Genomic DNA, 13,601 nt, shown 5'->3' with positions numbered 1-13,601 from the left:
TATATAAAGGGTGAAAGAGGCATGACGACGAGGAAAAAGTACGTATTGGTTGGAGCCGGCGGGCGAGCGCGGTTCTTTTATTCCGCCATGGCGGAGAACTTCCGAGAAACGACGGAGCTGCTGGCCTTATGCGACATCAACCAGACCCGCATGAATTATGCGAAGCAGCAATTGCAAATGAAGTTTGACTACCCAGAGGTGCGCACCTACAAACCGGAAGCGTTCGACCGGATGATCGAAATCGAGAAGCCGGATGTAGTTATCGTCACGAGTGTTGATCGTACACACCATACGTATATCATTCGTGCGCTGGAATTAGGCTGCGATGTAATAACAGAGAAGCCTATGACAATTGACGAGGAGAAGTGCCGTCAAATTCTTGAAACAGTGGAGAAGACAGGACGCAACGTGCGGGTTACGTTCAATTACCGTTATGCGCCTCATCATACGAAAGTGCGAGAGTTGATTGAAGAAGGCGTCATTGGACAGGTCAACTCCGTCCATTTCGAGTGGCTGTTGAATACCAAACACGGAGCTGATTATTTCCGTAGATGGCATCGTGACAAGAAAAACAGCGGTGGACTGCTCGTGCACAAATCGACGCATCACTTCGATCTCGTCAGCTTCTGGATCGGGTCAGAGCCGGATACGGTGTTTGCTCTTGGCGATCTGCTCTTCTATGGACGTGAAAACGCTGAAAAACGCGGTGTAACTCAATTCTACGATAGAGCAACGGGTAATCCGCTTGCCGAGGATGATCCTTTTGCACTCCATTTGGATCGCAATGGACGATTGAAGGCGTTGTATTTAGACGCTGAGCATGAGGATGGCTACCTTCGCGATCAGAACGTATTCGGAGATGGCATCAGCATTGAAGATACGATGGGCGTTATGGTTCGCTATCAAAACAAAGCGATTTTGACCTATTCGTTAAATGCCTATTCCCCTTGGGAAGGTTACCGGATAGCTTTTAATGGAACGAAAGGTCGACTGGAGATGACGATTATGGAGCAATCCTATGTCAATTCTGGTGGAGATAAGGCGCTCGAAGGAGCGATGAAAAATAAGGAGATCCGCGTCTTTCCGATGTTTGACCGTCCGTATGAGGTGAACGTAGAAACCGGTGTTGGCGGCCATGGCGGAGGAGATCCTGTGCTGCTGAACGACATTTTTGGTGAGCCGGCTGAGGATCGCTTTAAGCGGGCTGCGAATCATATGGACGGAGCCCGGTCCATTTTGGTCGGCATTGCCGCGAATCGCGCAATCCGGACAGGCCAACCCGTCAAAGTTGCAGATTTGCTAAGGTAAAGGATTGCTATAAAAGATTGCCCGCCTCTGGGAATCTCGGGGGAGGGCAGTGGCGGAGGGAACTACAGAACGCTATTTCATGGGAAACGATCCATTGGGCAACGAATGGGAACTACGATCCGTTATTTTCTCATTGTGAGTAGAAAATGGCTCGGAAACCATGAAATAAGCCCCTGTAGTTCCCCTCGACCATCAAAACCCGTCAGTTTCGCGGAATGGTAGCTTACAGTTCCTTTAAATTACCGAGCCGAGTGGTGCCCTCTTATCGGTTGACCCGAAAGTGCGAGGGGCTTTTGCCCATAACGGTTTTAAACGCCCGGCTGAACGTATGAATGTTCGCAAACCCCAGCTGCTCAGCAATTTGACTCAAGGGTGTGTTGGAAAATTGAATGCTGTTTTTGGCTCTTTCCATGCGAATGTATTGGTGATACTGGATGGGAGTCATTTGAAACATTGTTTTGAAAAGATGAATAAGATGAAATTTACTGATATGAAACTTCTCGGATAACTCCTCGAGTGTCACGTTTCGATTGACATTGCGGTCAATATAGGTGCGGATTTCGGATAAGAATTCAACCTGACCCTCTTTCGTTGTTTTGCCGCCATAATACTGTTCGCGCAGCAGGATCGCAAGCAGATCAAGCATAGCGCTTTTGACCCGGAACTCGTAATAGGGTGGTTTGGTTTCATGCTCACGGATGAGATCGAACAGCACCCGTTCCAAATGAGTGGAATCCCGTGGACGAAAATGGTTCGGGATAAAATAAGGAGATGTGGAGAGCAGGTCCTCACGAAACCATTCTTTTTCTTTCTCACTCATCTGATCGATGGACTTAAACGAGACGGTAACCTCCGGGCTATTCGGCAAAACGTTAAGATCGAAATGGACATGAGGCTGGCGAATGGTTTGTGTCCCTTTTGACTTTATAGCATGTCGCTCTCCAGGTTTAAAAAAGAAAACATCCCCTGGACGGCCTTCGTAAATGTGCTCTGCCACTCTCACTTCCAATTGACCTTCCATCAGAAACAGCAGCTCATAATCCCAAATCATGCGTTCTTCTATCGTCCATGGTGTCTCGATCACACTATCCATTGCAACACGAATGTAGGGCGAAATCTGACTCAATTCCATAACGGCACCTCAGCAATATATGGTAAGGAAATCGGCAATCTATGCTAAATAAATGGGGATAAAACACTTTATAATGGAGGTATGTACAACAATATATGATACAGAGGTGATGGGCATGCTGCAACTGCATGGTTTGGGAAATGGCTTATCTACGGCTCCTCTCGTGACAAACGGGCGGACACGTTCCATTACGGCGGAAAATTTGGCGGGGGAGAAAGGGCAAGGAGGTAAAGCCGCCAGCAACCTGGGAACGGCCAGAAAAGGGCGTCCTTGCATCGATTTAAAACAAGGCGAAACGGTTACGCTTGCTCATATAAAGGGAGTTGGCGTGCTTCAGCACTTTTGGATCACGGTTACCGATAAAACAGGTGCCAAAGGACATCAAGCACAGTACGTGCTTCGTGACCTCGTGCTCAGAATGTACTGGGATGACGAAGAGACGCCATCCGTTGAAGTGCCGCTTGGCGACTTCTTTTGCAATGGTTTCGCCAGACGCAGTAACGTCAATTCACTTCCGATTTCCGTTAACCCGACCGGTGGGATGAACTGCTATTTCGCGATGCCGTTCCGCACCTCTGCGAAAATTACGATTGAAAACCAGCACGCCTATGACATTGGCGGATTTTTCTATACATTTAATTATACGCTTGTTGACGAACTGCCTGATAATGCGGCTTATTTCCATGCTCAATGGCGCCGAGAGCGCTTCACCGAGATGGGGAAGGATTACACCATACTAGACAATGTCAAAGGGGCAGGTCAATATGTGGGTACCTATTTGGCATGGGCAGCGCTGGAAAGAAACTGGTGGGGAGAAGGCGAGATGAAGTTTTATATGGATGGCGATGACGAGTGGCCGACTATTTGCGGGACAGGAACCGAGGATTATGTGGGGGGCGCCTGGTGTTTCTCCAATTTGAAAACCAACGAACCGGAGTCCTATTCAACGCCTTATTTAGGATATACGTACTACAAAGAAACAACCGAGATTGATCCATGGTCCGGTCATCAGGTGCCTATGCATGGGATGTACCGTTGGCATCTGCCGGATCCAATCCGTTTTGAAAGTGATTTGAAAGTAACGATTCAGCAAATTGGCCATGATCATTCGCGCTTATTTGAGAGGTCCGATGATGTTTCTTCCGTCGCTTACTGGTATCAGATGGAGCCTCATGCAGATTTTCCGGCGCTGCTGCCGGTGCAGCAAAGATGGCCTAGATAATTGCAGCAGGCACTTTTTTAATCCGCGGTGCTTGATCATTACGTTTTACGTATATAAACGCTATAAGGTTGTCTCTGAAGGTCTTTATGGCCAAGGGGAGAACCTTTTTTTGTTTTTGAGCTTTCAGCGGGAGGGAACTACAGGGCGCTATTTCACGGAATAGGCCCATTTTTCATGGACATGGGAACTACAGGGCACTATTTCGCAAGTTTCACCTGAAAATCTCACCTTGGAGGGCAAATAAGAGCCTGTAGTTCCGCTCACACACAAAACTGCTCGTTTTTCTCCAAATAGGGGCTTCCAGTTCCTCTAGGTGAACCCAGATCCAATATAGTACATTGGTTTTATATTTATTAAGCAGAGAACTATGGTATAATTTACTAAAACAGGATTGAAATCAAGATCTGGGTCAATGTCGTACCGAATGATGAGCAAAAAATGAGGAGAATCATATGGAACTATGGATCGAAGAATCCCGCCAAAGGTGCTTGGAGCAAGGTTTGGACCCTACCAAAATACCATTACCCGGTTTTCAATTGACGGCCAAACAGCTTCAGGAAGAGAAGCATAAGTATCGAAAGATTCTAGTGGTAACTAATTATTTTGCAGAAAAATTATTAGCCTTCTTGTCAGGGACACCTCATCTCATAGTCGTAACGAATGATACAGGTTATATCCTGGATAATTATGGCGATGAGACCATGAAGTCGACAATCAATCGGTTCGGCATTCAAGAAGGCATCAAGTGTGATGAAGAATTTATGGGGACGAATGTGGTAGCGCTTGCGCTCCTTGAACAAAAACCGATTCAGATTGTTGGGAAAGAGCACTATCATATGATGTTGGAGGATAGCGCCTGTTATTGCGTTCCCTTCCACTTTTCCAATTTCCACAACTTATCAGGGGCCATCTCGATCATGACGTCCGTAGAGCATCACCATCCTACGTATCTAGCTCTGCTAGCGAATATGGTAGATTCTATCGAACGGGAACTGTCGCTCCGCCTCGTTAATCATAATCAGAACCTGATTCAGCAGCTTGTGGTGAATAATATGCGCAATGGGATCATTATGACGGATGAACGAGGGATCATCACGGAATTTAATGCGTATGCGGAGAAAATTACGGGAAGGAACCGGAAGAGTGTAACAGGCACACCGGTATTTCCTTTTGAACATTTTGGCAGCTATTTCTATCAAGCTCTGAAGTATCGCAAGCAAAGTGAGAATATTGAGCTTACTTTCCGCTATTCCTTGGATCAAGAGAGTGTGTGTCTCTTTGATGTGCTGCCCATCCTGAACGAACATGGCGAACTGCTGGGTGCCTTCGCTCAGTTTCGCGATATCACAGATCGTGTGATCCTGGAGCGGCAGTGGATTAATTCGGAGAAGTTCTCGGCCATCGGCAAGCTGGCGGCAGGTTTAGCGCATGAGATCAGGAATCCTCTTACGGCCATCATTGGTTTTTTTCAGCTGAGTAAGCAGTCCAACGACCCTACTAAACTATGGAGTTACGTTCATTTAATCGAAACAGAGCTTCAAAGCATGAAGCAGCTTGTATCCGATTTCGTCGTTATGGCCAAGCCTAGCACACCGGAACGAAGAGCCGTGAACATGCAGGAATTTCTGAAAGACATTGTACGATTTATGGATAGTCAGGCTATTCTAAAAAACACATCCATCACGGCGATAACCGATAACGCCTTAACGGTTGCTATGATTGACCCCTCTCAAATCAAACAAGTCCTCATTAACCTTCTCCAAAATGCCATTGAATCCATTGGGAAAAATGGGACCATTCAGCTGTGCGCAGAATTGGCGGATGACAATCAAAGCTTCAAAATCAGCATTGATGATAATGGCATTGGCATGACCAAAGAAGAATTGGATCAAATTCTGAATCCCTTTTTTACAACGAAAGAGAATGGATTAGGACTCGGCTTATCGATTTGTTACCGAATTATTGAAAATCATAAAGGAACAATAACCGCAACCTCTCGAAAAGGCTACGGGACGCGATTTGAGGTTACGTTACCCTTAGAATGACGGCTCGATAACCGAGATAAGCGCATGCTCACTTCAGTTGAAGTGAGTTTTTTGTTTCCGCGATACGACCATATGTGTGCTTGAAAAGGGAAATATGTATGGTCATCAGCCTAATTGTACCCTAGGCGATGATGCCCTAATTTTATATAATGAGTTGGGGAGTAAGCGCTCTCATAGAAAGGGGAGTTACCTGTGCCCAAGTTCTCAGGCGTTTTTCGGAAGTTTCTTTTTTCCTACATCCTTATTTTAATTATTCCTAGTATTGCGGGGTATATGTCATATCGCACCTCAATCGCTGTCACGCAGTCCATTTCCATTGAAAACAATGTGACACAACTGCAGAAGAGTCAGGAAATTTTGGAGCGCAGAATGGCGGAGGTGGAAAGTTTCACCAGGCAGCTGGCTTTGAATCAAGATTTAAGTGTGCTATTAAATGAAAGCGTTGTGGATCAGAAAACGAATGTGTTTGGGATTTGGAAAATCTCAAGGGATATTAAGGCTTATAGCCAGACCAATGACTTTTTGAAGCACTTTTTTATTTATTTCACCAACTTTAATGTGCTTGTAACGCCTGGCAACGCCTATTTTCGACCGGAACATTATTATGAGGCTTCGCATTACAACAATCTTTCATTCGATGATTGGAAAAAGAAGATTTTAGATAAAACGCATAGCAGTGAAATCATGCCGCTGAGTCCTTTCGTTACTGGAGGAACACAAACATCCGTAATCACCTATATGCAATCGCTTCCATTAGACAGCTTTAGTGATTCATCACCGGCAACCGTGGTTACGATTATAGATGAAAAAACGATCAACAGTGTGTTATCGGGCTTGCGGAATGAATCGGGCAGCTGGATGTACATCAGTGATGCGCAAGGACACACGATTAGTCTGCAGGGAATTACCCAGCCGGAAATTGAGCAGCTCTCCGTGGATCCAAAGTTCGATAAAGCGTCCGTCAGCCAATTTTATAAAGATGATCTCGTGATCAAAATTCGCTCCAAAACAACAGGCTGGGTTTACAGTACGGGGATTCCAAGACACGTTTTGATGGAGAATGCGAATAAGATCAAATACATTACCTGGTCGGTGACAGGTGCTGCGCTGCTGATTGGTCTTCTTGTAGGCTACTTGCTTTCGTACCGCAATACGCTTCCAATTACTCGGTTGCTTCAGGTCATGAAAGAGCATTTTGGCAAGGAAGCGGCGCTGGCACGTAATGAATATGATTTTATACAGGGTAACATTTCCAATATTTTGATGAATAGCAAACACTTAGAATCTGAGCTCAAACGACAGCTTCCGTTAATTCGGGATGCTTTCTATAAGCGGCTGATTGCAGGAGAGTTTCAAACCAGGGAAGAGATCATGTCTGCGGCTGCTCAAGCGGGCACTGGTGTTAGCTTTAATTCCGGCTACACGGGTATTTTGCAAATTAACGGGTATTCTGATATGGAAAGCGTTGAAATTCTAAACGAGCTGAGCGCCGCCAGATTGATTCTGAAGCAAATTGTGATCGAAGATGAAAGTCGCGTCCTGGTTCATATGACCGATTTGGGTTCGGATCGAATGGTTCTCCTCTTTACCTCCGGGGATCCAGAAGCTGGGGAGGAAGTCAATAAAGATGATGTTGAGCAGCTCGTGAACCGGCTAGTCAATCTTGCTTTTGGTGAGTATCGCATTACGATAACGGCTGGGTTAAGCGATCCTTTTACCTCCGTAATGGAGGTTAGCCGATCCTACGAGCAAGCAAGGCAGGCATTAGAAAACGCTATTTATATGAACAAAAAAGGAATCGTATGGTTAGGCGATACACGAATTGAGAGCAATACGTATTATTATCCGATCGACTTGGAACTGCGATTAATTAGTACAATTAGAGCAGGCGATGAAGAGGAAGCGAAACGAATTGTCAGATCGATGATTGCGCACAACACGGAAAATCGCGAGCTTTCTATGGAGATGAAGCATCAGTTCATCGGAGAATTGAAGGGAACGCTGCTCAAACTGCTCGACCAGAAGGCGATTATGGAATCCTCATCGTTCGAGAAAATCAAAAATCGGATCATTGCTATTGGGACCAGCGAGTCCATTGAAATTATTTCCCAAGAAATAAATGGGATTATTGCGGACATGTGCGGCCTGATTACGAGTAAAAAGAACGATGCTCACTCTCGAACAGTGAAACAAATTAATGAATTTATCGCAGCCAGGTACGCAGATCCCGATCTTAACTTATACCGGATTGCAGAACATGTCGAACGGCCGGAGAAATACATCTCCCAGCTGTATAAAGAGGTGACGGGGACGAATTTATCCGACCATCTGGAGAAAGTAAGAATGGATCATGCGGCGAGTCTTCTTAAAAGAAACCAGTACAACGTCGACGAAATTGCTTCGCACGTCGGCTATAACAGTTCGCATTCTTTCCGCAGGGCATTTAAACGTGTAATGGGCGTTTCGCCAAGCTCGTTCCGACAATCTGTCGAGGAATAAAACCCTAGAGTTTTCTCTAACCACAAAAGAGGCCATTCTTCCGTCATTTACATGACTGATGGGAGAATGCCTCTTTTTTGACTGCACAGGTGGCGCGGGTTAAATGGACGTTTAATTAGCAAATGTTCGGCCTGATTCGGGTTTTATGTTCGGAATTTGACGCAAATGTACCTATACGATGGCCTCGGCAACCACCTATAATCAGCCATATGGAAAGCGCTATCACATTTTATCGGATTGTAGGAGGGAGTATGTGAAAAAGAGTCTTATCAAACATTGGCAGCTATATCTGATCGTGATTCCACCATCTTTATTTTTTATTATTTTCAAATATTATCCCATGCTGAATGCCGTCCTTGCCTTCAAGGATTACAACGTGACCAAAGGGATTTGGGGAAGCCCTTGGGTAGGCTTTAAGCATTTTGAGCTGTTCTTCGAGAATCCGATCTTCTGGACCCTGATTAAAAACACGCTGCTTATCAGCGGATATTTGCTTCTCGCCGGCTTCCCGATTCCTGTTTTATTGGCTCTCGCGCTGAATGAAATACGCAATGGCAAGTTTAAGCGGTTCGTACAATTAGTTTCGTTTGCCCCTTATTTTATTTCCACCGTTGTCATGGTTTCCATCATCATGCTGTTCCTGGCACCTCGACTGGGTTTCGTGAATGTCGCGATGAACTATTTCGGGATGGATTCGATTAATTTTCTCGGGCAACCGGGGATGTTTCGTTCGATCTACGTTTGGTCAGATATTTGGCAGACCGCCGGTTATTCCGCCGTTATATTTCTGGCTGCGCTGGCCGGTGTCGATCCTTCGCTGTATGAAGCAGCCAAAGTGGACGGAGCGTCGAGGTTTCAGAAGATCCGCCATATTGATCTCCCGGGTATTCTGCCGACGATTACGATCATTTTTATTTTGAATGTTGGCAGTGTCATGTCATTAGGATTCGAAAAAATATATTTGCTGCAAAACCCGCTGAACAAAATAAATTCAGAAATAATAGCAACTTATGTGTATCAGATTGGCCTATTAAACGCGAACTACAGTTTTGCGACGGCGGTCGGTTTATTTAATTCCTGTATCAACTTAATTCTGCTCGTTGTCGTCAATCGGGTTGCGAAACGACTCTCGAATACGAGTATTTGGTGAGAATGGAGGAACCATGCAATGAACACCGTGAAAACAACGATCCGAGAATCAGCGGGCGATAAAATATTTGTCATTAGCCTCTATGTGATCCTGAGTCTTCTGTTAGTGATCGTTTTGTATCCGCTGATTTATATTTTGAGCTCCTCGTTCAGCTCACCGGCGGCTGTAACGTCGGGGCGTGTGTGGTTATGGCCAGTGGAGTTTTCTCTGAAGGGATACGCTCAGCTCATGGATAATCCGAAAATCATGACCGGCTATGCGAACTCTTTATTTTATACGGCGGCAGGGACCTTGATCTCGGTAGCGCTTACGATCATGATGGCTTATCCGCTATCACGAAAAACATTTAAGGGTCGCAACGTCCTCATGATGTTAGTCACCTTCACGTTGTTATTTACCGGCGGGCTAATTCCTACTTATTTGGTCGTGAAACAGATGGGCCTCATTGACACCAGATGGGCTTTATTAATTCCCAATGCCATCTGGGTCTGGCAAGTTATCATCGCCCGAACCTTCTTTCAAACCTCAATACCCGATGAACTTATTGACTCCAGTGAGCTTGATGGCTGCAGTGACCTCAGATTTATGTGGAGCGTTGTGATCCCGTTGTCTAAGCCGATTATCGCTGTTTTATTCCTCATGTACGCGGTGGGCCAGTGGAATGCTTATTTCGATGCGCTAATTTATCTCAAAACCGCCCAACTGTTCCCGCTGCAGCTTATTTTGCGGAGCATTATTATTTTGAATAACAGTTCGAATGCCACGGATGCCCTGAAACTGGTTGAAAGACAGCAGCTAGCAGAACTCCTGAAATACTCGCTGATTGTTGTTGCGACGATTCCTGTGCTAATCATCTACCCGTTTGTACAGCGCTATTTTGTACAAGGAATGTTAGTGGGATCTGTGAAAGGGTAACGGAAAAAGGGATATGGCAGGGAACTGAAGAAATGAAAGGGGTGATCGACAAGAACTTGCAGGCTATAGATCAACCTATAAGTCAGCTTTTCAATTCAGCAAAGGGAGCGGATTTCATTGAAAAGAAGATCGGTCAGCGTTTTGATTTTTATCATAATGTGCAGTTTGATCCTTGCTGCATGCACAAGTACACAAGAGGCATCGCCATCGTCAAAACCTACTACAGATACAGCCTCGCCGGGCGCTGGGCAAACAGGCAAACCTGTACAAATCAGCGTTTTTGCGCAGCAGGCGAACGATATTGATTTGAATACGAACCTGTTCACGAAGCATTTGGAAAGTAAATTTAATGCGAAGTTCAAGTTCGATGTGATTCCTTATGACGGCGCCAAAGAAAAGCGCCAAATCTCGTTAGCGAGCGGCGATTATCCGGAAGCTTATATGTTAACGGCTTATATCGATCAGTTCTCGCAAGCGGATCTTTTGAAATTCGGCAAACAAGGTGTCTTGCTGCCGCTTAATGATTTGATTAACCAATACGCGCCTAACATCAAAGCGGCCATGGAGAAGGATGCAACGTTCAAAAGCTTCATTACAGCACCAGATGGAAAAATCTATGGTCTTGGCTCCTACACGCAATGCTTTCACTGCTCTTACCCGAACAAAATGTGGATCAATACAAGCTGGCTGAAAAAGCTGAACCTGGAGATGCCGAAAACGACGGAAGATTTCAGGAAAGTGCTTCAAGCTTTCAAAAAAAATGATCCGAATGGCAACGGCAAGGCGGATGAGGTGCCACTTAGCGGTTCAACCGAGGACTTCGGTGTACGTGTGATCCCGTTCCTGATGAACGGTTTCATCTATGATGATGACCGGAATTATTTGAATCTGGTTAACGGGAAAGCGGATACAGTAGCGAATAAACCGGAATGGAAAGAAGGCCTTACGTATATAAAATCCTTATATGACGAAGGTTTGATCGATCCTGGTGCGTTTACTCAAAATGCGGAAGCTTTTAAGAAAATTGGTGAGAACGGTTCAGGTCAGATTCTTGGCGCAGGCGCGGGCATGCATCCAGCCATCTTCGTTAATATTGATAAAGGCAATAAGAACTCTGCCGATTATAACCCTGTTCCGCCTCTTACAGGACCCCATGGTTCATTGTCCACACATGATGGAGGCGGCTTGATTCCTGGGGCGAAATTCGTCATCACCAATAAAGCGAGCCAAGAAGCGCAAGTTACTTTAATTAAAATGGTCGATTACATGTTCACGATGGAAGGTCAAACGAATGCGGCATCCGGTATGGAAGGCATTGACTGGAGAAAGCCGAAGGAAGGCGAAGTGGCGCTGGGCAAAGGGGTTACACCACAAATCGCGACGATTCCAGCGATTGATGGACAACCGCCTCGCAACGCAGGATGGAGCGGCATGGGCCATTTCTACCAGCCAAAGGAATATCGCGATAGCATCGTACAAGGCACGGATGTTTATGATTCCGCCAATTATGAACGCAGATTGTATGACGCTACACTGCTGTACCAAGGGCATGAACCGAAAGAGCTTTTCCCGATGTGGGCGATTTGGATTGATCCGGCGCTGACCGATGAGGCAAGCATTCTTCAAACCAACATCAAGAACTATATCGAGCAAAGCGCGCTCCAGTTTATTACGGGGAACAAAGATTTGAACAAAGATTGGGACGCGTATGTGAAAGGTCTCGACAATCTCAAGCTCGGCAGATATCTTGAAATTCTTCAAAAAGCGTACGATTCGGCAGCGATTAAAAAATAAGGCGTAAAGTGGGGCTGTCGAGATAGGTCAGGAATGACCTGTTGGATAGCCTCCTTTTTTTTGAGTTACGACAACAACAGCTCGGAGGTATGTTAGATGACGGAAGAAAAGAGATTCCTTTTCCTGGGTGACAGCATAACTGCTGAGGGAACGTTTATTGCCTTTTTGGAGGCCATCTTGTTTCAGAACTTCCCTGGGCAAGGCTTCACATTAATCAACCTAGGTGTGTCTAGTGAAACAGCATCAGGTTTAACGGAGGAGGATCATCCCTTCCCGCGGCCTTGTGTCCATGAACGGATCGAACGTGCGCTGCTAATAAGTAAGCCCGATTGGGTCGTGTTGGGTTATGGCATGAATGACGGGATCTATTCCCCTTTCTCCGAAGAAAGATTTCTAGCTTATCAAAATGGGCTGCTTGAAGCAATCCGGATCGTGCGTTCAAGCGGTGCCAAGGCGATCGTTATGACGCCTCCACCGTTTGATTCATCTGCAATTAGACAAGAAACACTTCTGGCTGAAGGTCTTCATGTACAAGCATACAGCTACTTGACTCCCTATGAACATTACAACAATGTCCTTAGAACGTATGCGCGCTGGCTGCTTTGGCAGGAAGGGATAGCCGATGAAGTGGTGAATATTTATGATCCGCTGCTGCTAGCAAGGGAAAAAGCGGTAATAAAAGATCCCGACTACCGCTCAGGTGACGGGATTCATCCCCTCGCTGATGGCCATTGGGTAATCGCGGAAACGCTTCTCCGACATCTATTTCAAGTGAGTTGTATAGCAACTCCACTGTTCGTCGATCAACCGGAGTGCTCGCCTTTGTTTCAGCTAGTATGGCAGCGCCAAAAAGTGTTAAGTGCAGCTTGGAGGGAACATATCGGACATTCCAATCCGAACAAAGCATTGGCTTTACCTCTGGAGGAGGCCTTGCGAGAAGGCAATAAGCTGGCGGAGCAAATTAAAAACCACCTTTCTATGTATTAGAGGCTGGTTTTATTTAGTTGCTTGACAAAAGTAAGCGTATAACGATATTATACGAACATAAAGTTCAATACTTTAAAAAAGTTAGCTTTGAAAGGGGAAGTTCTTTACGTGAAGAATTATCAGCAATTGGGGGCATTACTATTAAGAGTGCTGCTCGGAATTATCTTTTTATCCCATGGCGTTGCCAAATTCCAAGGAGGAATCGGCAATATTGCAGGTTGGTTCGAAAGCATCGGTATTCCCGGATCCTTGGCCTATGTCGTGGCAACAATCGAATTGGTAGGCGGGATTGCCCTGATTTTAGGACTAGGTACACGTATTGTGTCCGCAATATTGGCAATTATCCTGCTGATTGCGACGTTCAAAGTGAAGCTGGCTGTCGGTTTTCTTGGAAATGGGCAAATGGCAGGATATGAGCTTGATCTTGCTTTAATCGGTATGGCTGTTTATTTGCTAATCAACGGAAGCCAACGGCTTGCCATAGATTCGCTCTTTAATAAAGGTCAATCATCAGCGCTATAAGCAATTAACTTTAAAACGGAGGATCCT

Annotated in this window: 10 protein-coding genes; 9 read left to right on the top strand and 1 reads right to left on the bottom strand. The window is 45.6% G+C overall.

Annotation, left to right across the window (positions count from 1 at the left end; all coding sequences use genetic code 11):
- Positions 1-21: 21 nt before the first annotated feature.
- A complete protein-coding gene (locus tag ACUN27_RS24695; protein ID WP_326061441.1) occupies positions 22-1,308 on the top strand; it encodes a Gfo/Idh/MocA family protein in 1,287 nt (428 codons plus the stop codon).
- Positions 1,309-1,570: 262 nt separating this feature from the next.
- On the opposite strand, the gene ACUN27_RS24690 is transcribed toward ACUN27_RS24695, so the two are convergent.
- Positions 1,571-2,440, bottom strand: a complete 870-nt coding sequence (locus ACUN27_RS24690) for a helix-turn-helix domain-containing protein (RefSeq protein WP_445559708.1) — start codon at positions 2,438-2,440, stop codon at positions 1,571-1,573.
- Between the two features lie 115 nt (positions 2,441-2,555).
- On the opposite strand from ACUN27_RS24690, the gene ACUN27_RS24685 reads away from it, so the two are divergent.
- The 8 genes from ACUN27_RS24685 to ACUN27_RS24650 all read left to right on the top strand — a co-directional run bounded on the left by ACUN27_RS24685 (position 2,556) and on the right by ACUN27_RS24650 (position 13,574).
- Complete coding sequence (locus tag ACUN27_RS24685; protein ID WP_445559707.1) at positions 2,556-3,662, top strand: glycoside hydrolase family 172 protein; 1,107 nt, start codon at positions 2,556-2,558, stop codon at positions 3,660-3,662.
- A gap of 452 nt (positions 3,663-4,114) precedes the next feature.
- Entirely contained in the window at positions 4,115-5,707 is a 1,593-nt protein-coding gene (locus ACUN27_RS24680; RefSeq protein ID WP_445559706.1) for an ATP-binding protein, read from the top strand.
- A gap of 192 nt (positions 5,708-5,899) precedes the next feature.
- Positions 5,900-8,206 carry a helix-turn-helix domain-containing protein gene (locus tag ACUN27_RS24675; RefSeq protein WP_445559705.1) on the top strand — a complete coding sequence of 769 codons (2,307 nt, stop codon included), beginning with the start codon at positions 5,900-5,902 and terminating at the stop codon, positions 8,204-8,206.
- Positions 8,207-8,384: 178 nt separating this feature from the next.
- Positions 8,385-9,356 carry an ABC transporter permease gene (locus ACUN27_RS24670; protein ID WP_379171069.1) on the top strand — a complete coding sequence of 324 codons (972 nt, stop codon included), beginning with the start codon at positions 8,385-8,387 and terminating at the stop codon, positions 9,354-9,356.
- Between the two features lie 18 nt (positions 9,357-9,374).
- Complete coding sequence (locus ACUN27_RS24665; protein ID WP_315948839.1) at positions 9,375-10,271, top strand: carbohydrate ABC transporter permease; 897 nt, start codon at positions 9,375-9,377, stop codon at positions 10,269-10,271.
- 117 nt (positions 10,272-10,388) lie between these two features.
- The gene (locus ACUN27_RS24660) at positions 10,389-12,065 is read left to right on the top strand and encodes an extracellular solute-binding protein (protein ID WP_326060830.1); all 1,677 of its coding nucleotides are present in this window, start codon (positions 10,389-10,391) and stop codon (positions 12,063-12,065) included.
- A 96-nt stretch (positions 12,066-12,161) separates the two neighbouring features.
- A complete protein-coding gene (locus ACUN27_RS24655) occupies positions 12,162-13,052 on the top strand; it encodes an SGNH/GDSL hydrolase family protein (RefSeq protein WP_445559704.1) in 891 nt (296 codons plus the stop codon).
- A gap of 108 nt (positions 13,053-13,160) precedes the next feature.
- Positions 13,161-13,574: a DoxX family protein gene (locus tag ACUN27_RS24650; protein WP_181646421.1), complete on the top strand. Its 414-nt coding sequence runs from the start codon at positions 13,161-13,163 to the stop codon at positions 13,572-13,574.
- The last annotated feature ends 27 nt before the right edge of the window (positions 13,575-13,601 follow it).

This window comes from Paenibacillus sp. WC2504 (genome assembly GCF_052682475.1).
Note: the sequence above shows the minus strand (reverse complement) of the source record. Positions and strands in the feature narration are given on the sequence as shown.

Excerpts from the sequence above, each read along its gene's own strand:
- ACUN27_RS24690 (WP_445559708.1), bottom strand. The coding sequence starts at position 2,440 with ATGGAATTGAGTCAGATTTCGCCCTACATTCGTGTTGCAATGGATAGT.
- ACUN27_RS24685 (WP_445559707.1), top strand. The coding sequence starts at position 2,556 with ATGCTGCAACTGCATGGTTTGGGAAATGGCTTATCTACGGCTCCTCTC.
- ACUN27_RS24655 (WP_445559704.1), top strand. The coding sequence starts at position 12,162 with ATGACGGAAGAAAAGAGATTCCTTTTCCTGGGTGACAGCATAACTGCT.
- ACUN27_RS24665 (WP_315948839.1), top strand. The coding sequence starts at position 9,375 with ATGAACACCGTGAAAACAACGATCCGAGAATCAGCGGGCGATAAAATA.
- ACUN27_RS24680 (WP_445559706.1), top strand. The coding sequence starts at position 4,115 with ATGGAACTATGGATCGAAGAATCCCGCCAAAGGTGCTTGGAGCAAGGT.
- ACUN27_RS24670 (WP_379171069.1), top strand. The coding sequence starts at position 8,385 with ATGGCCTCGGCAACCACCTATAATCAGCCATATGGAAAGCGCTATCAC.
- ACUN27_RS24695 (WP_326061441.1), top strand. The coding sequence starts at position 22 with ATGACGACGAGGAAAAAGTACGTATTGGTTGGAGCCGGCGGGCGAGCG.